Source organism: Anabaena sp. WFMT, assembly GCF_051781005.1.
Lineage (GTDB): Bacteria > Cyanobacteriota > Cyanobacteriia > Cyanobacteriales > Nostocaceae > Anabaena.
This window is the reverse complement of record NZ_JBPWOA010000020.1, coordinates 88,208-110,423: the sequence shown is the minus strand read 5'-3', so window position 1 is coordinate 110,423 and position 22,216 is coordinate 88,208. Positions and strand designations below refer to the sequence as shown.

The window sequence follows — 22,216 nt, the reverse complement described above, 5'->3', positions numbered from 1 at the left end:
CTGAGCTTATATTGAAGATTCGCTAAAGTTATAGCAATATCAAAATCTAAAAATGAGGGGATGACTTCACAAATATTTTCTTAGTAGAAGATCAAAATAAGTTTATTAATATCCAAACTTAACCTTTTCTTAACCTTGTAAGGTAAAGTGAAAAATGGCTCCTTCTCCAACCACTCCATTAGCCCAGATATAGCCACCATGACGGAAAATGACTCTTTGCACAGTTGCTAAACCAATGCCTGTACCTGGAAACTCTTCGATAGTATGAAGACGTTGGAATGGTTGAAAAAGTTTGTTTGCATAAGCTTCATTAAAACCAACTCCGTTGTCGCGCACAAAATATGTTATGTTCGACCCATTTTCGTTATATGAAGCTGTACAACTGAATTCGATTTGTGACTGTATTTTAACGGATGTAAACTTCCAAGCATTGTTGAGGAGATTTTCCATGACTATTCTCAGCAGTTGGGGATCGCCAGTCACGGTAAGATGAGGGGAAATTAGCCACTCTACCTGTCTTTTAGGGTTGCTTTCGCTGAGTTCTTGAGCAATTTCTTGAGCGATCGCACTCAGGTTAATTTGAGTATGTCGCATCTGGGAGCGAGTTACTCTTGAAAGTTGCAGCAAATCATCAATTAGTTCCCCCATTCGCTGTGTTCCAGCCCGAATGCGAGTTAGATAGTGCTTACCTTTATCGTCTAATTGATCCTGATAACGCTCTAGCAATGTTTTACTAAAGCCATCTAAACCGCGTAATGGGGCGCGGAGATCATGAGAAACCGAATAAGAAAATGCTTCTAGTTCTTTGTTGGCTGCGGTGAGTTGGGCTGTGCGTTGTTGCACTCGCGTCTCTAGTTGTTCATTCAGTTCCTGGATTTCCCTTTCAGTTTGTTTGCGATTTGTGATGTCGGTACAAGTTCCTACCCACTCGCGGTTAGAGCCGTCAGTCTCCAGAACAGGTACAGCCCGCACCCAAAAATAGCGATATTCACCATTTTTGGACTGAATGCGACATTCATTTTCATATAACTCACTGTTGTCCAGAGCCTTAGACCAAACTTGTTTTGTGCGTTCTCTGTCCTCAGGATGAATGGCATATTGCCAGCTCCATCCTTGATATTCTGGAAAAGATTGACCAGTGAAAGCCTCCCAACTTTCTTGAGGAGTAATAAATTGCCCATGAGAATCAGTGATCCAAATAACTTGGGCGGTTGCTTCTACCAAAGAACGGTAGCGTTCTTCACTTTGTTGGACAGTAATTTCCGCCAGTTTGCGTTCGGTGATATCCGCAGCAATCCCCGCATGACGCAATATTATTCCCGATTGACTATAAATAGGGAAAACACGAGCAAAAATCCAACGTATTTCCCCTTGAGGGCGAACGATGCGATATTCTTCTTCCAAGGGTTCTCCTTGAATCAGACGTTCGCAAGCCGCTAAGATGCGATCGCAATCATCTGGATGTATGGACTCACTCCAAGAATTCGGGTTTTGGTAGAGGCTTTGGCAACTCCGTCTCCATATCTGTTCATAGCCAGGACTGATATATAAAACCTGGCTCAAATCAGCGGAGTTGATATGAAAGACTTCGTGAATATTTTCGGCTAGTTCCCGAAACTTAGCTTCACTTTCCCGTAGGGCTTGCTCTGTCTGCTTGCGTTCAGTAATATCTGCAATTGAACCCACCAACCGTAGGGGATGACCTTGTTCGTCCCATTGGGCAATTGCTTGAGACTCTACCCATTTGTAACTGCCATCTTGATGACGCAACCGATATTCACTGTAATATCGAGGAGCTTTTTGAGTCAAATAATCTTCAACACACTTGATTACCCGTTTGCAATCATCGGGATGAACATAACGGCTCCACTCTAATCTGCTAATGGTGAGACTTTGGGGTTTTTCTCCTAATAAGGTAAACCAACGTTCAGATAATGTAGTCATATCACTGCTAGAATCCCACTCCCATATAGCATCTAGGGCGGCACTTGTTGCTAATCTCCAGCGTTCTTCACTGACGCGAAGGGCTTCTTGTGTGTGTTTGAGAGATGTGATTTCTGTGATAAATCCTTGAATGGTTTGCGTTTGTCCATCAACTGATGTTTCTATGCCTTTTTCCCATAACCATTTTTCTTGACCATATTCAGTCCGAATGCGATACTCTATTTCGTAAGAACTGTTTTGCTCTATGGCTGTTTGGATGGCAGCGACAATTTTGGGGACATCTTCTGGGACAATTAAATCTTGGAATGTGCGATCGCTATAACTAGATATATCTGTTCTGCTGCAACCGATAATAGACAAATAACCATCACTTAAACTGTGAATTAAGCACTCATCATCAACACTGCGAGAAAAAACAATTCCCGGTAAAGTATTAATTAGATTCGATAACTGGCGACGACCATCTCTCAAAGCCTGATTTGCCGCCTCTAATTGAGCCGTGCGCTCATGGACTTTTGTTTCTAAATTTTCATAAGCATCTTGGAGTGCTTGTTGAGCATTTTGATATTTGCGATCACTTGTATTCAGATATTTAGCATTCCACCAAACTACCACACCAAGAATGAAGATATTAATAATAGCTCGCAATAAAAATCCAGTCTCGTCAGGGATAACATTACTTCGGTAAGCTGACAAAAATAATCCTGAACTTAAAATAGGGACACCGATGACCACAGGTAACAGGCGACGGGCAGTGACTCCACCAAGGTACGGACTCATCACCGTCTGCATCCAGCCATTTTTCGGACTACTCAATATAATACCTAACCCTAACAACAAAAATGTCACGCTGGTATGCACTGCCATACCAGTAAAGGGCGCTAGGCGATAAAAAGTGCTAATTCCAAAGACATAGCCAACCAGCCCGAATAAAGCAATAAAAAAACTACCTGTAGCTAAACTTTGAGCGACGCTCATCAGCCTATATTGCAGCAGAATTAGAGCTGAACCAAGCCAAAAAAAGCACAGGGCTGTATTTGGTGCCATCCGTCCTAGATAGTAAGTAGCAACAGCATTAATATCTTCTTTAATTAGCAGTTGATCAATTCCTAAATTGATATTGAAGCCATACTGAATTAGGGTTAGCAAACCAATCAGCACTACAAACCCCGCCAATACCTGAGAGATTAATTGCAAGTGAAATGATTGCTTCTGCTGCCGATTTTGATGCCACAACCATAAAGATATTCCACTGAAGAGAAAACCCAAAGCAGTGTTTACCTTCATTGTTAGCTGTCCTGGCAGCACACTTTTGAGAATTTCTAGATTAAATATCCATCCTGTTGAAACCACAAAACCAATTAAAGCAGTTGTGATAGCCAGTTTACTGGAGATATTAAAAGCCACTAAATCAAGTTTTGTATAATTTCTAGCCATGTCCATTTTATCCTGATTAGGATAGTTGTAAAAAATATAGACAAATATCTTTTACTTTGAAAGTTTTACCTTTACTGGGGAAACTACAATCCCCTTTATCCCATCTGCAAAAGCATTAGGGATTGCTTTTCTGAGAATATTTAGTGATCCATTTACATCTGCGTTCACTAAAATACCTTGAGCAGATTTATAAAGACCACGTTTAATTCTGTTACCGCTAAAAGAATGGGTTTCCCCTTTTTTATATATGGGGAGTACATCTTGATCTAAAAAACTAGATTTAGATGTATAGCTTTCTTCGGTGATAATTACAGAGATCCCCTCTAATTCTGCTTTATAGGTCAACTGTTCAATAAATCTGGTATGTGGTATTTGAGTAAAATTTTGGTTATTTTTAGAACCTATATTCAGTTCTTGTTTCCAACCTTCATTTTTTCCAATTACCAAAGTACCTATATCTAATTCAATCAACTTATTGATTAAATATCTGCTGGCTTTATGCAAGTAGTCATCAACCTTAAAATTGCGTTTTGCACAGAGAGTCTGTAATTTTTTTGAAGTCCTGGTTTTGAGAATCGCCTGTAATTCAGCTTTCTTTTTGTTAAAAAAATGATTAATGGATTTTAAAGGTCTGCCATTGATCAAGAAAGGTATTAAACCTGCTTGATTGAAAGTTACAGAAGCCAAATTATTTAATCCTAAATCAATACTGGCAATTCTCTTATTATCTACCTGTTTTGGTTTTTCTTTTTGATTATAAATCACCTCAATAACATAATGATTAAGCTTGGGAATAACCCTAACTTGTGCTATTTCTTTAGCCTTAGTAGGGAAAACTATCTCAGTCTGGCTAAGTTTAATAAATCCTTTTGATAGAAATGGTTTAGACAAAGCCTGTATTGTATAAACTAAAAGGTTTCTCCCATTTTCCTTATGTTTGTATTTAGGTAATCTTGGTTTGCCCAAAAACTTAGATGGGTTTTCTTGATAAGCCTTTTGTGCTTGAAAAAATGCTTTCCAATTTTTATCTAAAATCATCAATATTTGCTGACTTACTTTAGCTGGTAGATTCTTGTAATCAAACTCACTTTGTAATAGTTTCTGGGTCTGATTATAATTGAGAATTTTACCAGTTTCAAAGAAGGATTGCCTAATTAAGTAGTTGGCAGCGTTATAGAGATTTTTAGAAAGAAAGCAAAGCCTATCAATTTCTTGATAATTTTTATGAGTTTTTTTGATGATGTGCCTTTGGGTTAGTTGCATTCATCCTCCTGAAGACGTTTTAGACTGTACCTGTTGTTAATTGTGTAGCGTTAAGATCACCACATTTCCACATTCTCCAGGCTGTTTTATAACTAACTCCTATTGATTTAGCATAATCTGATAGTTTCATGTTTGTCTTTCTCGACCTTCACAATTATCTTCAAACATTTGTCTATATTTGGTAATGCCATATATATATCTAATCACAGTAATTTTCGCTTTTAACCGCCAAACTTAAAATAACTGCGCTAAACAAAATTAGCACTATGTCCTTAGTAAGAGTTTTAATCTATCTTTAGATATATTTTTCAAATAAAAGACCCTAACCAAATCCAGTATTTTGACATACTCACCGCACCTTTAGGTCGATGATTCTGGTGTCGAATCCTTTTTTATTGTGCTTAAAAAATAATTGATAAGTAATGGGACACGATTATACTAAAAACGGTTAATATCTCAACTTCATTAGGATAACAAAATTCAAAGCGAAAACTTCCATAAAAACTCTGCGTCACTTTGCGTTTAAAAGTAAAGTTTCCAACCGTTTTTAGTATAATTACTGAATTTTTGAGTCTGACGTACTCTACAAAAGATAATAAAATTAAGTCCGTCTAATTACTTACAATAAGTTTGGTTTAGTGTAGTAATTGCTTTTTCTAATTACCTTTTTCTTGCCAAAACAAATATGATAAGTATTAAAACGGACATGATCTAACTAATTATTGAACAAGTCTAAATCTGTCACTGCACCTACACTACTAGAAGATACGAGTTTGGCATATTTCGCCAAAACGCCTTTAGTATAACGGGGTGGACGGGGTTGCCAATTGGCACGACGAGTGGCTAATTCTGCGTCGGATATATTTACTTGCAATAGTCGAGCATTAGCATCAATGGTAATGCTATCACCTTCTTCTACCAGTCCAATATTTCCACCTACTGCGGCTTCTGGAGCGACGTGTCCGACTACCATGCCATAAGTACCACCGGAAAAGCGTCCGTCGGTAATTAATCCCACTGAATCACCTAAACCAGCACCGATAATTGCGGAGGTGGGAGCTAACATTTCTCTCATTCCGGGTCCGCCTTTGGGGCCTTCGTAACGGATGATGATGATATCACCAGCTTTGATTTTACCTGCCAAAATTGCATCTAAGCAAGATTCCTCAGATTCAAACACCCTGGCTGGCCCAGACATGATTGGCTTTTTCACGCCTGTAATTTTGGCAACTGCACCTTCTGTAGCTAAGTTACCTTTGAGAATAGCTAGGTGTCCTTGTGCGTACATGGGGTTATGCCAAGGACGAATTACATCTTGGTCAGCCCGTGGTTCTGCGGGTATATCTGCTAAGACTTCGGCGATAGTTTGCCCGGAAATAGTCAGACAGTCACCATGCAATAAGTCATGTGCTAAAAGCATTTTCATGACTTGGGGAATACCACCAGCTTTGTGTAAATCTGTGGCGACATATTTACCACTGGGTTTCAAATCACACAAAACAGGTACACGTCCGCGAATAGTTTCAAAGTCGTCTAAATTTAGTTCTACACCAGCTGCGCGAGCGATCGCTAAAAAATGTAAAACTGCATTGGTAGAACCACCAACAGCCATAATAACTGCAATGGCATTTTCGATAGATTTGCGGGTGATAATTTGCCGGGGTAATATCTGCTTACGAATGGCTTCGACTAAAACAAAGGCAGATTTTTCCGTACTGTCAGCTTTTTCTGCATCTTCTGCGGCCATGGTGGAGGAGTAGGGTAAACTCATCCCCATTGCTTCAAATGCTGAAGACATGGTATTAGCTGTGAACATTCCTCCGCAGGAACCAGCACCAGGACAAGCAAGGCGTTCAACTGCTAAAAGTTCGGCTTCATCAATTTTGCCGGCGCTGTGTTGACCAACTGCTTCAAAGGAGCTGACAACGGTTAAATCTTTGCCGTTATAGTGTCCGGGTTTGATTGTGCCACCATAAACAAAGATAGCTGGGATGTTCATGCGTGCGATCGCTAACATTGCCCCTGGCATATTTTTATCACAACCACCAATAGCCAGCACACCATCCATACTTTGCCCTGTACAGGCAGTTTCAATGGAATCAGCAATGACTTCCCGCGATACAAGGGAATATTTCATCCCTTCGGTTCCCATCGAAATTCCATCACTAATGGTAATCGTACCGAACATTTGCGGCATTGCACCAGCACTTTTCACTGCACTTTCTGCCCTTTGTGCCAGTTGGTTAATTCCCATATTACAGGGAGTGATGGTGCTATAACCGTTGGCAATACCGACAATGGCTTTGTTAAAATCTTCATCTTTAAAACCAACTGCTCGCAGCATAGCCCGATTTGGCGATCGCTGTACACCTTGGGTAACAACTTTACTTCTTAAATTTTCTGGCATTGTTTTTTCACTCATTGCTCTTACCTTAATTAAATCTCTGTACGAGTATGATATGTATACTTTTTTGAGATGTCCAATATATATTTATTTGAAATTGAGACTTATAAAGTATCATAAATATGGAACTACGACACCTGCGCTACTTTATCGCTGTAGCTGAGGAATTACATTTCAGTAAAGCCGCAGAAAAACTGCACATAGCTCAACCTCCTCTCAGTCAACAAATCCAGCAGTTAGAGGCAGAACTAGGCGTAAAACTTTTTGATCGCAAAACTAAGCGACAAGTACAGCTAACAGAAGCTGGAAAGGTATTTTTACAAGAGGCTTATCAACTACTGGAGCAACTAGAAACCGCAGTAGCACTGACCCAAAGAACTGGAAGAGGTGAAACAGGTAAACTGCGAATAGGATTTACTAGTTTGGTAATTTACGACTTATTACCTTTGATTTTGCGTAAATTTCGCGAGCAATTTCTGGAAGTAGAAATAGAATTACTAGAATTAACGACGAGTCAACAGGAAGAAGCACTGAGAGATTCCCTAATTCAAGTAGGTTTTGCTCATCCTCCTTTAGAAGATGACACACTATCTTATGAGTGTATTCACAAGGAGACCTTAGTTGTAGCTTTGTCGTCAACTCATTCATTGACTCAAAAAGATTATATCTCTGTGCGATCGCTTCTAAATGAATCTTTAATCATGTTTCCCCGCTATTTAGCACCAGGACTTTATGATCGCATCATGAGCCTTTTTCACCAGGCAAATTTCAGCCCTAACATTACTCAGGAAGCGATTCAAATGCAAACAATTATTGGGTTAGTATCGGCGGAAATGGGTGTGGCGATTACACCATCTTCTTTACAGAACCTCCAAAGGTCTGGCGTAGTTTATCGTCCGATTCTGGAAGAAGTACCTTTAATAGAAACTGCAATCATCTGGCAGCAAGACTGTTTAACGCCTATTGTAGAGAATTTTTTAAAATGTACTCAAGAGTTTATCTAATAGTTATTAGTCATCAGTCATTAGTCATTGGGAATAGAGAAAAAGGAACAAGCACAAGGCAAAATATAAAAAGATAAATAATTCTTGCCCAGTCCCCAGTCTCCAGTTCCCAATTTTCTAAAAAGGCAAAAATTGCAGTAATACTGAACCGAGACTACCGACAAAATCCATAAAGCTGGGTTTACTAGGTTTAACGTTTTCTGTATAAGGTGTTTTCACTTCTAGAATAAAAGCTTGTGCTGTTGATATTCCCTCTGCATTTTTTTGTTCTTCAAACAGTTTTGCTGCCATTTGAGCATCTTCTAAGGCATTTTTGCGGTCTAAGCTTTGATAACTAGCTACACCACGGGATAAATATGCTCCTGCGTAGTCAGGTTTAAGTGCGATCGCTTGACTAAAATAATCAATAGCTGGTTTAAGATTACCTTTCTCTGCTGCTGCTACACCCCAAGCATAAAATTCTTCTGGTTTGGCAATTTCTAAAGGTATACCGACTGCCCCTTGGAAGTTAGCAGCATTCAGGTTAGCATCAGTCAGTTCTACATTTGTTAAATAGGTGTTTCTCAAATCCGCACCCGTGAGATTCGCTCCACTGAGTTTAGCATCACTTAAATTAACACCAAATAAACTAGCACCAGTCAAGTTTGCACCCCGCAAATCAGCACCACTTAAATTAGCTCTGCTGAGGTTTGCACCAGCGAGATTTGCACCGCTTAAATTAGCTCCCGATAGGTCAGCCATCACTAAACCAGCATTGCGGAGATTACAGTTTTGACATTGTTTGGTGGCTAATAACTGTTTTATCTGTTCATAATTAGACGCTTGCGCGGTTATTGGCAAGCTTATAGTCAACAAAAATGCTGTTGTGGCAATAATTTGGCTTTTCATACTCGGTATCACAATATATCTTAATTCAGGACTCAATCTTAGCCGAATCTGGATTTATACTGAATAGATGATATGAGTAATTTGAGCCAATTTACCACAGTATTTATGTCTGTTACCGATTTATCTCTGTTATTATATTTTTTTGCTGTTGAGTTAAAGTTACAACTTCCTGATGAGGTACAGGAGTTTTTGCTATTTCTTTTTTAGAATTAGACCAACCCATCTCTGCGAATAGGCTGAAGCTAAATGTTAGGATAGATGCTAATAATAGTTTTTCCAGCATAAGTATAACTCCCCATAATCACCAAGCATTAATTAAAGATTTTCTATATTTTAGCGGGCTTACTTGACTCTAAAGTAACAGATGATTTAGTTCAGTAACCGTGATTTTAATACTATCCGTTACGTGATTAATATCACAACAGTGACTCTACTCAATTTCGATTTTATAAATTTTTTCTCATAGTTTTCTTTGAGTAATTGTACTGTTATATCAGAACTATCATCCGCAGTCAGGCTGGCATCAATAAGATTGATGGCTTGTGAATGCCTACACTTACTCATGGTATAACACAGTATTTTTATTTGTATCTACTATATTAATAATTTTATCAAATCTTGATTTTTATAATTTACATATAACGTTTAGCACCATTTTTTATCTTCCTTAAAGAAGAATTTAATTTAGTAAGATCATGTTCATTTAAACACTTGCCATCCAGCAGAATATGGCTTACGCCACGCTACGCCACGCTACGCCACGCTACGCTATCAGGAGTCAGGAGTAGGAAGAGTTGTGAGTACCAAGTACCGAGTACCGAGTGCTTGACTCTCCTTTTTACTCATTACTCGTTACTCGTTACTCATCACTCTGTACTGTTTTGGTGTCTAGGTTTAAATTTTGATTCTGTACCTCATTGATCTGCAATCTGCTGTATATGTTTGATTTAGTAATTAGCAATTAGTAATTAGTTAGATGAACTAGATTTATTGCTGGTAACATTACAAAGTTTTTTGCCCTTCTTTTTGTTGCCTCAAAAATGAGGAAAATCTTACTTATTCACAAATCAAAAATTGATCTATGCCTAATGATATAAAGATAGGTTACTCCAAAAGATTGATGTAGACTGCATAAAAAAATGTACTAATAGACTTTAGTGTCTCTCATAACACTGGAATAATTCTTCTAACTTTTCAGGGTAATAAATGTATGGCTATAAATGTGAATAAACGGGCTGTAGGCATATTTACTGAGCGTCGTGATGTTGAACAAGCTCTGCATGAATTGAGAGATTCAAACTTTCCGATGGAAAGAGTTTCTGTCATTGCCAGACATAAAGAAGAGGGTGATGAAATTGCAGGTAAGCAAGTAAATGAAAAAATTGGTGATCAATCTGATGAAGGTGCAAAAGTTGGAGCAGTTTCTGGTGGTGTTTTGGGTGGTTTAACTGGTTTATTAATCGGGCTGGGAACTTTAGCAATTCCAGGAATTGGGCCAATTATGCTGGCTGGAGCCACAGCAACAGCCATAGCTACAACTGCTGCTGGCGCTGGTATTGGTGCAGTAGCAGGTGGTTTAATTGGTGCTTTGATTGGTTTAGGAATTCCTGAAGAAAGAGCTAGAGCCTATCACGCAAGAGTAGAGCGAGGAGATTATTTAGTCATCATAGATAGTACGGATGCAGAAATTGCCAGAGTCCGAGACATTCTCCATAAATGGGGGATTGAAGAGTTTGAAATTTATGATCACCCGAATGCTAAAGAGGCGACTACGGATACTACTCATCGGGATCGGGCTGCTGATAAATACGCCATCGGTTACTTTTCCATGCTGCAAGATGCAGAAGCAACAATTAGCGATTTAAGAAATACTGGCTTTCCCTTGAGTCAAATTTCTCTAATTAATAGGGAAGATCCACAAAGAAATGCTTTTGAGGGAGTTCATGTGAGCGATCGCATTGAACCTACTCGCCTAAATATTCCCTATCAACGGACTCAGTTCTACAACGATTGCATCCATCAAGGTAACTATATCATCATTGTCCGTGGTACTGATGCTGAAATCCAACGTGCAGCAACAATTATCAGCCAGCATCACGTTAAACAATGGGAAATTTACGAAGCCAATGGCCATGAAAATGTAGCTCCACAGACTACACAAACAGCCAAGAGAGCGGTTGGTGTATTTACCCATCGTCGTGACGCAGAAACCGCACTGAGTGAATTAAGAAATGCTGGTTTTCCCATGAGCTATGTTTCCCTGATAGCCAAAGACACAAATGGTAATGTCAATAGGAATTTAGAGACAGGTAATCAAGCTGGGGAAGGGGTAAAAGCTGGTGCAGTTACTGGTGGTGCAATAGGTGGTTTAGGCGGTTTATTAGTTGGTTTGGGAACCTTAGCAATTCCGGCAGTGGGGCCTGTAATGGTAGCGGGTGCAGCGGCCACGGCTTTAGCCACAACCCTTGCTGGTGGTGCTGTAGGTGCAGCCGTTGGAGGTATAGCTGGGGGATTGGTTGGTTTAGGAATTCCTAGAGAACGGGCGCAAGTTTATAGCGATCGCTTCCAAAAAGGTCATTACCTAGTAATTGTCGATGGTACAGAAGCAGAAATTCATCATGCAGAAACAATTCTCAAGCGTCTGGGAATTGAAGAATTTGCCATTTATGATGCCCCTGATGTCCATAATGTCAGAGAACATCAAACCAGTTTTGAACCCATCAGACAGACAGAAACTGTTCCTAGTAATTACGTCGGAGAAGCTCCTGTAATTATTGTTGATCAACGCGAAAGAACGGTTTAATTATCTTTCAATCAGTACAAAAATTAGGAGCATTAACATCAAAATTTTGCTTCTAATTTCTACACCTTACACTCAAAAAATTCACATTTATATCAAGAACTAAACACATGAAAAAGCTAACTTCTTTCTTGATTGGTTCGCTTTTACTTTTTAGTGTTGCTTGCGATGACACTGCTAAGACAACTGTTACCGCACCCGAACCGGGAGAAGTTCCAGCCAGTCCTGCTGCACAAACAACGCAAGAAGCAAAAGAAGATGCTCAAAGTGAAGTCCGCAGAAGACAACTCAATGCTGATATCCGCGCCCGTGAAGAACGAAATTTGGCAACTGGCGATCGTACAGACAGAGCCGTTACAGATTTAGCAAGTCAAGTCCGATCTAAATTAGAAGCTAATATTCCTGGTGGTCAATTAACAGTTAAGGCTACAGAAGATGGCATAGTTACCGTATCAGGAACCGTTGGTAATCAGGAGCAGTTGGCTAAAATTGAACCTTTGGCAAAAGAAATTAATGGTGTCAAAAATGTAGTTGTTGAAACGATTGTTGCACCACCACAAAACTAAAGCTGCTAACAATTAATATCCTGAAGTTGGCGGATGTAAATAAATCTTTAGGGTCAGGAGTCAGTAATCAAGATACAAACTGAAATATTTTTGACTTGGTATTCTGTGTCCAGACTGTTATATTTATTTACGTCCAGTCACTTATCAACGCTGTTCTGCCAAATGGCAAACGTTATGGAAACTCAACAACAGCCACCAGACGGTGCATTAGCTCTTGAGGGTGTAAACACCGCCAAACTACCACAACTCCCGCCAGTTAAAGCTTCTGACAGCCAATGGCAGAGAGTTAGCAGACAAATTGTTGATTTCTTAGACCAACTACCGGATTATCTAGGTAGTTTTTTTGACAAAAACAAGCAGGCTTTATTAACATTTGGATTAATTTTGTCTGCAATTGTGACAGTCAAGGTAGCGATCGCAGTTTTAGATGCTATTCATGGTGTACCGTTATTAGCACCCATTTTTGAGATAATTGGCATAGTTTATGCCATCTGGTTTACTTTCCGTTATCTCATCAAAGCTGAAACTCGGCAAGAATTGATCCACAAGGTTAATTCATTCAAACAACAACTTATAGGTTAATTAAAATCAATCTATTAGCTAATTTAATGTAGGGTAAATAACACCAACCCTACATTTTTTCATTTTCTGGAAATACTTACAGCAGAATTCAGGAGTAAAAAATTGAAAGAGTCGAGGTGGCAATATACCCTTATTATAAGGCACTTCCCGATATTCTGAGGTACAAAAACCCCACCCCCGCAAGCGATGAGGGGGCTACGATGTACCTCATATAATTGGAAACCGCTGTATGTCTCAAGATAGATAATTTTATTTAGTATTTTTCATAAATTCACTTCTTAAGGTAGTATCTTTATCTTCAAAAAAACACTAATCTAGTTCTCGAAGTTATTCTCAAAATAAATAAAGAGGATTAAATTTATGACTAATAAACCAGTTAAAAAAACAACAGATTCTGCTCATCGAGTTGACGCAGATACATATGATAGAGGAATTATCCCAGCGGAAACAGCAGCGCGTATGGAGAGAGAAGGAGAACATTATAAACATCTTCCCACAGAAGAAAACCTCGCCAGTGCGCCTACTGATGACCAAACCAATATTGAAAGCATACGCACCACAGATGGTTATACTGTTGATCAAGAAGGTTTGTTGAATAATTATCCAGTTGAACCAGAAATGTATTATGAAGTTCCAGGTGATGCACGGAAACATCTGGACGAAGACACCGCAGAACGTCTTGAGGAATTACACGAAGTAAATGAAGATAAAACAGGCGAATTGACAGAAAAACATGATACAAGGGGTAAAGGCCCAGGAATGATTTAGATTACATAATTCCTGAATTACTAATAGCTTAATCTTTCATTTCTACAGTTAAGTTAGGTAATCCTTCTAGCTTTTCTGTGGGAATATCTTCTGCTACTGATGGTACAAAAACCCTCAAACCTCCTGGTACACAATTAATTTCTACAGGAGTTGTGCCGACTATTTCTCCATCTATAACTACCTTTTGTGGTGGTTCAGTGGTGATTTTAATTGTTTTGGCTCGCAGATAGCCAATGTCATCTCGTTCTACGGGTGTACCTGCGGTAGCGGTTTGAAATAAATGGAATGTGGCTGCGATCGCACCTGTTTTATTTTCTGGGGCTACAATTGTTAAATCTAGTAATCCGTCATCAAAAATAATACCCGCTGGTCCATGAGCTAAAACTGAAGTTGCCGGTGCAGCATTTGCTACTGTCACCGCTGAAGCAATAGTTTGAATGATCTTATCTTCGGTTTCAATTTCTACATCGAATTTTTGTAAATTTCCTAATTCTTGAATTCCTGCCAGAATATACGCCATCATTCCGAGGCGATTTTTAGCATTCCTGTCTGCTTTTTCTACAGTTCCAGCTTCAAAACCAATACCTACCAATAATACCATCAGTCGCTCGTTGCAATAGGCTACATCTACTGCACGGGTTTTACCTTGCAAAATTGTCTGACAAGCGTCTGCAATTGTATCGGGAATCGTTAAAGCTGCTGCAAAAGCGTTTGCTGTTCCCCGTGAAATAATCCCGAAGGGAATATTAGTATTAACTACCGCTGCTGCTGCTGCTGACAGAGTACCATCTCCCCCAGAGGCAATAATTGTTTCTACTCCCCTTTCTACTGCTGCGCGTGCGAGTTCGTCAGCATCCACTTCTTCAGTTGTGAAATAAATATCTAATTCAATTTCTGGTTCTAATATCGATCTAATCTGATCTAATTCTAATTCTGGATCACCCTGACCCGCAACTGGGTTAAAGATAAGGCAAGCGGAACGACTCATATAGATTAAAAAATAGATTTAGATAGTATAATCTTTTGTAGCACATCTGTAAAGTTTTAACTTCCCTCTAAAGACTACTTTAGTGCAGGAGATAACAAAGATTTTATCTAACCCACCATTTCTCTAATTTTCTCTCGAAATGCGATCGCTCTTGCCTTTCCTGATTTGGGTAAAAACGGTAATCTGGGAGGTGTTGCATAAGTTCTGAAGTGGTTCGCAGTTTGTTTCCGTTTTCCCGATTCACAAAACATCTAAAATATAAAAAAACATATTTGAGCAAAGTGAATCGAAGCCGTGAGTCAAAACGGGACAAATTTACAAAGCGGCAAAACTACATATTACTCCCTCCTAGGACTGCATCCTTCCGCGTCTGTGATTAATATCCGTCGCGCCTATAGGGAATTGAGTAAACAGTATCATCCAGATACCACAGAATTGCCTGCTACAGTTGCTACTGCCAAATTCCAACAAATTAACGAAGCTTACGCCACCCTCAGTCATCCAGAACGGCGTTTAAGTTATGATTTGAAGATTGGCTACTCTCGCTTTGGGGTAATTCAAGCACCAACGGATTTAAACCATTCCGTACATAAGCCTTATGATTTCTCAAAATCAATGTATCTGGATGCAAGCGATCGCCCCTTATCCTCTGGAGAAATATTTGTATTATTTGTTTTAGGATTAACTATTGCTGGTTGTTTACTACTAGCGATCGCTATTGGGTTCATTCGTGGTGAAGCCAGTTTACTTTCCCCAACTCTCAACCCCAATACACAACAGCAAATCACCTACATCTATCCACTAAATACCCCTGCAAGTAAAAATTCAAAATTCATCATTTCTTAAGCCAAAATCTAAAATTGTTATGCCTATTCCCCCCTCTAACACACCTCTATATAGCCATCCTCTACCACAAATTGAACAATGGCTAAAAGACCAAGGTTGTCAACAAGATGAAAACGAGCTACACTGCTGGCGATTGCAAAGACCTAGTTGGGAAGCGGAACTCTGGCTAGATATCGAACAAATTACAGTGCGATACATCCAAGCCGGAGAAAACAACAAAGATATCCAGCGTTCCTTTAAATATTCTCTGAGTCGGGAAGATATCGAACAAGCCGTTTTTTCCGGTCCCTAAATTTCGTTGTCAGAATCAGGATTTACAAAATTTAAGGATTGGCGAGATTTAATTATTTATATATTTTCTGGATTTTTTCATCCTGTTAATCCAGAGTATCCTGATTTAGACATTTATCTTCAATGTATTTCTTTTCATCCTGTTAATCCTTTAGAGAACTACACAAAAAAGCTGATCCAATTTCACCAAATCAAAGCGACTTTTCTTCCCCCTGCTCCCTGCTCCCTGCGCCCCTGCCGTCACAACGACGGGATATTTTTTTAGTTGGAAGTCTCTTAATCCTGGATATCCTGATTCTGACATTTTCATCTAAATTTTCCCAAACCGTCGTTCTCTTTGCTGATAGGCAGATAAAGCCCGGTGAAACTCATTTCTGTCAAAATCTGGCCAGAGAGTATCAGTGATATAAATTTCTCCATAGGCCATTTGCCAAAGAAGAAAATTAGAAAGTCGCATTTCCCCACTGGTACGAATTAATAAATCTGGATCTGCTATTCCTGCGGTGTAGAGATGTGCTTCAAATACTTGTTCAGAAATTTCTTCAGGCTTGAGTAAACCTTCTTGAACCTTTTGAGCGATCGCACGACAAGCTTGTAAAATCTCCTGTCTACCCCCATAATTTGTGGCTACCGTAAACCGGATACTGCGATTATCCTTAGTTTCTGCCATTGAGCGAGAAATTTCCTCTTGCAGTGCTTTTGGCAAAGCTTGCAAATTGCCCACAAACTGAATCTGCACATTCTCCTCTACCATTTCCCGCAGTTCTTGCCGCAAAACACGCTGGAACAGAGTCATCAAGAACTCCACCTCTTCCTGTGGTCTTTTCCAGTTCTCCGTCGAAAAAGCGTAAGCAGTCAGCGCCTTGATTCCCCAATCCTTACAACAGCGCAGCAAATCTTTGATAGCATCAACACCAGCTTTATGCCCCATAATTCGGGGTAGACCTTGACGTTTGGCCCATCGACCATTGCCATCCATAATCACCGCAACGTGCTGGGGAAGTAGTTCTTTTTTTAAATCTAAGGGTAAATATTGCAGTTCAGTATGTTGTGTTGTCATTTTTCGGTCTTATTTTTTTGGCGAGAAGCAGACGTGTCTTTGGGGGGAAGCAAGCTACGCGTAGCGCGTCCTTGGCATAGCCTTTCGTAGAGAAGAAATGGTAATCCAACTAAACGTGAAGCCAGCGCTAGTATCTGACCACCAATTTGACTAACCAAACTTAAAAGACCAGGTGCCACAGCTTCCCGATCCACAGTTGGCGAAAATCGAGCCTCTAGAGATTCTTTTAGCTTTTTAATCGTCAGTGGTCTATATAGGGTTCCCCGTTCTGCTAAGGAAATAGAACCCGTTTCTTCTGATACAACGACACAAATGCAATTTTCGACCCGCTCAGTAATTCCCATTGCTGCCCGATGGCGTGTACCCAACTGACGAGAGGCTGTGCGTCCCGAAAGTGGTAGAATTATACCCGATGACACAATCCGCGAACCACGGATCAAAGTTGCTCCATCATGTAACAAAGTTTTTGGCTGAAAAATTGTTTGTATCAGTTCTTTAGAAACCTCTGCATTTAACTTTACTCCAGGTACAGAAAAATCTCGTTCATCAATTGGCCCCGAAGTTTCCAAAATCAACAAAGCACCAATCCGATTTTTTGACAGTTCTTTGACAGCATCGACAATTTCATCAATTACGCTATCAGATTTAGGGACTGCCAAGCGGTTGGGTTGAAATAGCTGGCGGAACTCCCCCCGTCCTAATTGTTCTAAAAATCGACGAAACTCTGACTGGAGTGCTACTGCCATTGCTACAGCACAACCAATTACTAGCTTTTCTAGAACAAAATTGAGTAGAGGTAGCCCCAAAGTGCCGCTGAATGCTGAGGCGAGCATTAAAACAATAAATCCGCGCACCATCCACAGCGTCCGGCGTTCACTAATAATCACCAGGATCATGTATGTCAGCGCCAGCACCAACACAATATCCAGAGTCCCAAACAGCAAGGACTGTGACCATCCCAGGTTTATCAGCCATTGCTTCCACCAATCTCTCATGACATCTGGATTCTAATAGTCATTAGTCACTAATCATTAGTCATTAGTCATTGGTTCTTAGCTAATGACCAATGACCAAGGACGAATGACTATTTCAGTCTTTCTGGTAGGCAATCTTGTCGAATTATGTCTTGATAAGTTTCCCGCTGCAAAATTAAATTTGCTTCGCCATTCGCCACTAAAACAGCTGCCGGTCGGGGCAGACGGTTGTAGTTAGATGCCATACTGTAATTGTATGCACCAGTTCCCATAACTACGAGAATATCGCCTGGTTCAGTTTTTGGCAGTTGAGCATTTTTAATCAGAATATCTCCTGATTCGCAATGTTTACCCGCCAATGTGACTGTTTGGGTTAAAGCAGCAGACATTTTATTAGCAACTACTGCTCGATAAACTGATTGATATGTGATAGGGCGGGGATTGTCAGACATTCCGCCATCAATCGTTACATAAGTACGAATATCGGGAATGACTTTAGCTGAACCAATAGTGTAGGCGGTAACGCAAGCTGTCGCAATCAGCGATCGCCCTGGTTCACATAATAATTTAGGTAAGGGCAGATTTTCGGCAGCACAAGCTTGTTGAACTACTTCACAAATTGCCTTTGACCATTCTTCAATGCTAGGGGGATCATCTGACTCTGTGTACCTAATCCCTAAACCACCACCAACATTTAATTCTGTCAATTCCAAATCATATTTGGCCGCATCTCGCAACCACTGTACCATTACAGCGCCCAAATCCCGATGAGGTTGACGTTCAAAAATTTGCGACCCAATATGAGCGTGTAATCCCACACAGTTTAAACCAGGTTGTTTGCTAACAAAGGCAAATACCTGATCTAAGTCATTGGGATCAAAGCCAAATTTACTATCTAAATGTCCAGTGCGAATATATTCATGGGTATGGCATTCGATCCCCGGAGTCAACCGCAACATAATACGGATAGTTTGTAGAGACGTTTCAGAGAAAGTCTCTGCAATGTTTACCAAGGTATGTAACTCGTGCCAATTGTCAGCAACAATGGTACAACCTGACTCAATGGCTAAAACTAATTCATCACGAGATTTATTATTGCCGTGCAGGTAGATTTTATCTGGATTAACTCCAGCTTTTAAAGCAGTGTAAAGTTCACCACCGGAAACTACATCTATTCCTAAACCTTCTGAGGCTGCGATCGCACAAACTGCTAGACAATTCCAGGCCTTAGAAGCGTATAATACTTGAGATTCACCTTTGTAGTATTGTTTGAAAGTATCCCGGTATTGTTGGCAAGCTGTCCGCAAGGTTGTTTCATCTAGAACATATAAAGGCGAACCAAACTGCTCAACCAGCGTTGTGACATCACACCCACCGATTTCCAGGGAGTCATGATCATTAACTCTGGCACTCAGGGGTAAAAGTTCTTGATTAGGTGAAAGTGTTGTGTGGCTGCGATTTTGAGGTAAATATTGATTGCCAGCAGGTTGAACCACGACGGGTTGAGTCGATACCATAAATAATAAAAGTTGTCCTTGTGAAAATTACAGGCGTAAGTTAGTCTCTCGATTTCCAGTTTACAAGAAATGCTCACTGAAAGCCCCGAAGTGAAACCCTAGTTAGTGGCAAGTTGCCATTCTATTCAAAAGGAGTAAGGAGTGAGGGAAAAAATTCCTATTTCCTTGCTGTTTAACCGTTGCCCCTAATATCGCCTAATTATCAATCCTCAACCACCTACCTATTAACTAGAGCGATCGCTATCTTAAAACAAAGGAAGCTTTATGGAACTGCTGCATGAGTCAGGCTACATTATCGCTGAACGTTATCGCATCATTGAGACTTTAGGACAAGGTGGAATTGGGACAACATACCAAGCGGAGGATTTACAAAATAGCCAGCGAGTGGCATTGAAAGCCTTATCTCTCAAGGGTATGTCTGACTGGAAAATGACTGAGTTATTTGAACGTGAAGCCCGTGTATTGTCTGTTCTCAATCATCCAGGCATTCCTAAATATATAGATTATTTTCAGGTAGACACAGAAAGCGATCGCGGTTTTTACATAGCCCAACAAATTGCGCCTGGAAAATCCCTTGCTGTGTTGGTAGAAACAGGTTGGCACGCAAATGAATCTGAAGTTAGACAGATAGCCATTCAGATTTTAGAAATTTTAGTCTATCTACACAAACAAACACCACCTGTTATTCACCGAGATATCAAGCCACAAAATATAATCCGCGATGACAAAGGGCAAGTCTTCTTAGTTGATTTTGGTGCAGTACAGGATACCTATCACAGTACATTTGCCCGCAGCAGTACAGTAGTAGGAACCTTTGGCTATATGGCTCCTGAACAATTTCGGGGACAAGCTGTTCCCACAACCGATCTTTATGGATTGGGTGCCACCTTACTATTTCTACTCACACACCGTTCTCCTGCTGACTTACCTCAAGATCGACTCAAGATTGATTTTCGCTCACGAGTTCAAATTTCTGGAGATTTTGCTGACTTCTTAGAAAAGCTACTTGAACCGGATGTAGAAGATAGATTTGTCTCAGCAAAAGAAGCCTTAGATGTACTCCGTGGTAAGCGAAATTTAGCTGGTAAATCAGGTGCAGGTTTATCTTGGAAAACTTTATTAGGCGTGGGAGTTGCTGGAATTGTTGGGTTTATTGTCTTCAATTCCTTCAAATATACCATCTTGAAATCTATCGGCATCAACCCGTCAGGAATATGTCAGGCAATTAACAATAACCAAATCGATATTGTCAGAAATTATCTAAATCAAGGTGGTAATGTCAACGATATTGATACTGATGCGGGAATCTCCTTACTAGATTGTGCCTTACGGTTCTCTAAAAAAGACATGGCAGAACTATTAATTACTAAGATTACAGATGTTAATGCTAAGGATAATCAAGGGGCAACCCCTTTGCACAAAATACGCAGCAAGGAAATGTTTGAACTCCTAATTGCCAAAGGTGCTGATGTTAATGCTAAGGATAATCAAGGTCGAACCCCTCTGCACTTCTTACCATATCAGCCAAATAGCAAGGAACTGGTTGAACTCCTAATTGCCAAGGGTGCTGATGTCAACGCTAGGAATAATCAAGGGGCAACCCCTCTGCACTTCTTAACATCTCAGCCAAATAGCAAGGAACTGGTTGAACTCCTAATTGCCAAAGGTGCTGATGTCAACGCTAAAAATAATCAAGGTCAAACCCTTCTACACTTGTTAAACACATCTCAGCCAAATAGCAAGGAACTAGTTGAACTCCTAATTGCCAAAGGTGCTGATGTCAACGCTAAAAATAATCAAGGTCAAACCCTTCTGCATTTGTTAAACACATCATCATATCACCCATATAGAGAGGAACTGTGTGAACTACTAATTGCCAAAGGCGCTGATGTTAACGCTAAGGATAATCAGGGTCAAACGCCTATACAAATATCTTTGAAGAATAACAATTTGAATCTGGTTCTGATAGAGAAAGGGGCGTATCTGAGTGATAAAGAGATTAATGCTAAGAACAACCGGGGTCGAACGCCTATACAAATAGCTTTGAAGCGTAACAACTGGAATGCTGTTACATATCTGATAGAGAAAGGGGCATATTTAAGTTTAAGTGATGAGGATATTAAAACCAAGGATTATCAAGGTAATCAACCAATACACTGGGCAGCACGGAATGGTAATCAAAAATCAGTGAATCTGCTTATTGCAAAAGGAGCAGATGTCAATGCTAAAAACTATCAGGGTGATACACCGTTACTCTGGGCAGCATCGACAGGAAGAAAGGAAATAGTAGAATTATTGCTTGCAAAAGGAGCAGATTTCAATACTAAAAACTATCAGGGTGATACACCGTTACTCTGGGCAACATCGACAGGAGGAAAGGAAATAGTAGAGTTATTGCTTACCAAAGGTGCAAATCTCAATGCTAAAGATAACAAAGGTTCAACTCCATTAAAAATAGCAATCTCTTTCAAGGAAATTGAAAGTTACGACGATGACTATAAACAAACAATCAAACTGCTAATCGCTAAAGGATCAGAGGTTAATGTTGAGGCTTTATTGGGCAATGGAAGAACACCATTGCATTTAGCAGCATTAGCAAACTGGCCAGACGTGGCAGAAATGCTAATTGCTAAAGGAGCTAAGATTAATATTAAGAATGTCTATGGTGAAACTCCATTACATAATGCAGCACAGTCTGGTAACAAAAATATAGTAGAGGTACTGCTTGCCAAAGGCAAAGGTTTAGAGGTTAATTCTAGAGATAATGATGGGTTTACCCCTTTAGGATTGGCTGAGGAAAATAATTACTCTGATATAGTCGAATTACTCAAAAGCCACGGAGGAATAGAATAAAATCCTGAGTCAATACTTGTCGGTTAAGCTC

General features: G+C 39.9%; 17 protein-coding genes. 8 read left to right on the top strand and 9 right to left on the bottom strand.

The window, feature by feature from the left end; genetic code table 11:
• Positions 1 to 129: 129 nt before the first annotated feature.
• From ACSQ6I_RS13230 to ilvD, 3 genes are all read right to left on the bottom strand, one after another.
• Positions 130 to 3,381 (bottom strand): PAS domain-containing sensor histidine kinase, encoded by a 3,252-nt coding sequence (locus tag ACSQ6I_RS13230; RefSeq protein ID WP_438890775.1) that lies wholly within the window; start codon positions 3,379 to 3,381, stop codon positions 130 to 132.
• Between the two features lie 51 nt (positions 3,382 to 3,432).
• A complete protein-coding gene (locus ACSQ6I_RS13225; protein ID WP_438890774.1) occupies positions 3,433 to 4,644 on the bottom strand; it encodes an RNA-guided endonuclease InsQ/TnpB family protein in 1,212 nt (403 codons plus the stop codon).
• A gap of 715 nt (positions 4,645 to 5,359) precedes the next feature.
• On the bottom strand, positions 5,360 to 7,051 hold the full coding sequence (gene ilvD, locus ACSQ6I_RS13220; RefSeq protein WP_438890859.1) for a dihydroxy-acid dehydratase: 1,692 nt from the start codon (positions 7,049 to 7,051) through the stop codon (positions 5,360 to 5,362).
• Positions 7,052 to 7,170: 119 nt separating this feature from the next.
• Between ilvD and ACSQ6I_RS13215 the strand changes: the two genes are divergently transcribed.
• Positions 7,171 to 8,052: a LysR family transcriptional regulator gene (locus tag ACSQ6I_RS13215; RefSeq protein WP_438890773.1), complete on the top strand. Its 882-nt coding sequence runs from the start codon at positions 7,171 to 7,173 to the stop codon at positions 8,050 to 8,052.
• Positions 8,053 to 8,169: 117 nt separating this feature from the next.
• On the opposite strand, the gene ACSQ6I_RS13210 is transcribed toward ACSQ6I_RS13215, so the two are convergent.
• Positions 8,170 to 8,940, bottom strand: a complete 771-nt coding sequence (locus ACSQ6I_RS13210) for a pentapeptide repeat-containing protein (protein ID WP_438890772.1) — start codon at positions 8,938 to 8,940, stop codon at positions 8,170 to 8,172.
• Positions 8,941 to 9,052: 112 nt separating this feature from the next.
• Positions 9,053 to 9,223, bottom strand: a complete 171-nt coding sequence (locus tag ACSQ6I_RS13205; protein WP_438890771.1) for a hypothetical protein — start codon at positions 9,221 to 9,223, stop codon at positions 9,053 to 9,055.
• A gap of 927 nt (positions 9,224 to 10,150) precedes the next feature.
• Between ACSQ6I_RS13205 and ACSQ6I_RS13200 the strand changes: the two genes are divergently transcribed.
• From ACSQ6I_RS13200 to ACSQ6I_RS13185, 4 genes are all read left to right on the top strand, one after another.
• A complete protein-coding gene (locus tag ACSQ6I_RS13200; RefSeq protein WP_438890770.1) occupies positions 10,151 to 11,743 on the top strand; it encodes a histidine kinase in 1,593 nt (530 codons plus the stop codon).
• 107 nt (positions 11,744 to 11,850) lie between these two features.
• Positions 11,851 to 12,306 carry a BON domain-containing protein gene (locus ACSQ6I_RS13195; RefSeq protein ID WP_438890769.1) on the top strand — a complete coding sequence of 152 codons (456 nt, stop codon included), beginning with the start codon at positions 11,851 to 11,853 and terminating at the stop codon, positions 12,304 to 12,306.
• A 162-nt stretch (positions 12,307 to 12,468) separates the two neighbouring features.
• Positions 12,469 to 12,888: a CAAD domain-containing protein gene (locus ACSQ6I_RS13190; RefSeq protein ID WP_438890768.1), complete on the top strand. Its 420-nt coding sequence runs from the start codon at positions 12,469 to 12,471 to the stop codon at positions 12,886 to 12,888.
• A gap of 360 nt (positions 12,889 to 13,248) precedes the next feature.
• The gene (locus ACSQ6I_RS13185) at positions 13,249 to 13,656 is read left to right on the top strand and encodes a hypothetical protein (RefSeq protein ID WP_438890767.1); all 408 of its coding nucleotides are present in this window, start codon (positions 13,249 to 13,251) and stop codon (positions 13,654 to 13,656) included.
• A gap of 28 nt (positions 13,657 to 13,684) precedes the next feature.
• On the opposite strand, the gene ACSQ6I_RS13180 is transcribed toward ACSQ6I_RS13185, so the two are convergent.
• Positions 13,685 to 14,644, bottom strand: coding sequence for a YegS/Rv2252/BmrU family lipid kinase (locus ACSQ6I_RS13180; RefSeq protein ID WP_438890766.1), 960 nt, complete (start codon positions 14,642 to 14,644; stop codon positions 13,685 to 13,687).
• 294 nt (positions 14,645 to 14,938) lie between these two features.
• Between ACSQ6I_RS13180 and ACSQ6I_RS13175 the strand changes: the two genes are divergently transcribed.
• Entirely contained in the window at positions 14,939 to 15,490 is a 552-nt protein-coding gene (locus ACSQ6I_RS13175; protein WP_438890765.1) for a J domain-containing protein, read from the top strand.
• Positions 15,491 to 15,509: 19 nt separating this feature from the next.
• Positions 15,510 to 15,782: a DUF3143 domain-containing protein gene (locus ACSQ6I_RS13170; RefSeq protein WP_438890764.1), complete on the top strand. Its 273-nt coding sequence runs from the start codon at positions 15,510 to 15,512 to the stop codon at positions 15,780 to 15,782.
• Between the two features lie 309 nt (positions 15,783 to 16,091).
• Here the strand turns inward: ACSQ6I_RS13170 and ACSQ6I_RS13165 are convergent, their stop codons facing one another.
• The 3 genes from ACSQ6I_RS13165 to lysA form a co-directional block, all read right to left on the bottom strand.
• Entirely contained in the window at positions 16,092 to 16,841 is a 750-nt protein-coding gene (locus ACSQ6I_RS13165) for an isoprenyl transferase (RefSeq protein WP_438890763.1), read from the bottom strand.
• Complete coding sequence (cdaA, locus tag ACSQ6I_RS13160; RefSeq protein ID WP_015216287.1) at positions 16,838 to 17,836, bottom strand: diadenylate cyclase CdaA; 999 nt, start codon at positions 17,834 to 17,836, stop codon at positions 16,838 to 16,840. The genes ACSQ6I_RS13165 and cdaA overlap by 4 nt, the downstream gene beginning before the upstream one ends.
• 89 nt (positions 17,837 to 17,925) lie before the next feature.
• On the bottom strand, positions 17,926 to 19,332 hold the full coding sequence (gene lysA / locus ACSQ6I_RS13155; RefSeq protein WP_438890762.1) for a diaminopimelate decarboxylase: 1,407 nt from the start codon (positions 19,330 to 19,332) through the stop codon (positions 17,926 to 17,928).
• A gap of 264 nt (positions 19,333 to 19,596) precedes the next feature.
• On the opposite strand from lysA, the gene ACSQ6I_RS13150 reads away from it, so the two are divergent.
• Positions 19,597 to 22,185, top strand: a complete 2,589-nt coding sequence (locus ACSQ6I_RS13150) for an ankyrin repeat domain-containing protein (protein ID WP_438890761.1) — start codon at positions 19,597 to 19,599, stop codon at positions 22,183 to 22,185.
• The last annotated feature ends 31 nt before the right edge of the window (positions 22,186 to 22,216 follow it).

What these genes read in the sequence shown, in the direction of transcription:
- ACSQ6I_RS13150 (WP_438890761.1), top strand. Translation starts at nt 19,597, where the DNA reads ATGGAACTGCTGCATGAGTCAGGCTACATTATCGCTGAACGTTATCGC.
- ACSQ6I_RS13215 (WP_438890773.1), top strand. Translation starts at nt 7,171, where the DNA reads ATGGAACTACGACACCTGCGCTACTTTATCGCTGTAGCTGAGGAATTA.
- ACSQ6I_RS13190 (WP_438890768.1), top strand. Translation starts at nt 12,469, where the DNA reads ATGGCAAACGTTATGGAAACTCAACAACAGCCACCAGACGGTGCATTA.
- ACSQ6I_RS13165 (WP_438890763.1), bottom strand. Translation starts at nt 16,841, where the DNA reads ATGACAACACAACATACTGAACTGCAATATTTACCCTTAGATTTAAAA.
- ACSQ6I_RS13205 (WP_438890771.1), bottom strand. Translation starts at nt 9,223, where the DNA reads ATGCTGGAAAAACTATTATTAGCATCTATCCTAACATTTAGCTTCAGC.
- ACSQ6I_RS13195 (WP_438890769.1), top strand. Translation starts at nt 11,851, where the DNA reads ATGAAAAAGCTAACTTCTTTCTTGATTGGTTCGCTTTTACTTTTTAGT.
- ACSQ6I_RS13225 (WP_438890774.1), bottom strand. Translation starts at nt 4,644, where the DNA reads ATGCAACTAACCCAAAGGCACATCATCAAAAAAACTCATAAAAATTAT.
- ilvD (WP_438890859.1), bottom strand. Translation starts at nt 7,051, where the DNA reads ATGCCAGAAAATTTAAGAAGTAAAGTTGTTACCCAAGGTGTACAGCGA.
- lysA (WP_438890762.1), bottom strand. Translation starts at nt 19,332, where the DNA reads ATGGTATCGACTCAACCCGTCGTGGTTCAACCTGCTGGCAATCAATAT.
- cdaA (WP_015216287.1), bottom strand. Translation starts at nt 17,836, where the DNA reads ATGAGAGATTGGTGGAAGCAATGGCTGATAAACCTGGGATGGTCACAG.
- ACSQ6I_RS13170 (WP_438890764.1), top strand. Translation starts at nt 15,510, where the DNA reads ATGCCTATTCCCCCCTCTAACACACCTCTATATAGCCATCCTCTACCA.
- ACSQ6I_RS13230 (WP_438890775.1), bottom strand. Translation starts at nt 3,381, where the DNA reads ATGGCTAGAAATTATACAAAACTTGATTTAGTGGCTTTTAATATCTCC.
- ACSQ6I_RS13185 (WP_438890767.1), top strand. Translation starts at nt 13,249, where the DNA reads ATGACTAATAAACCAGTTAAAAAAACAACAGATTCTGCTCATCGAGTT.
- ACSQ6I_RS13200 (WP_438890770.1), top strand. Translation starts at nt 10,151, where the DNA reads ATGGCTATAAATGTGAATAAACGGGCTGTAGGCATATTTACTGAGCGT.
- ACSQ6I_RS13210 (WP_438890772.1), bottom strand. Translation starts at nt 8,940, where the DNA reads ATGAAAAGCCAAATTATTGCCACAACAGCATTTTTGTTGACTATAAGC.
- ACSQ6I_RS13180 (WP_438890766.1), bottom strand. Translation starts at nt 14,644, where the DNA reads ATGAGTCGTTCCGCTTGCCTTATCTTTAACCCAGTTGCGGGTCAGGGT.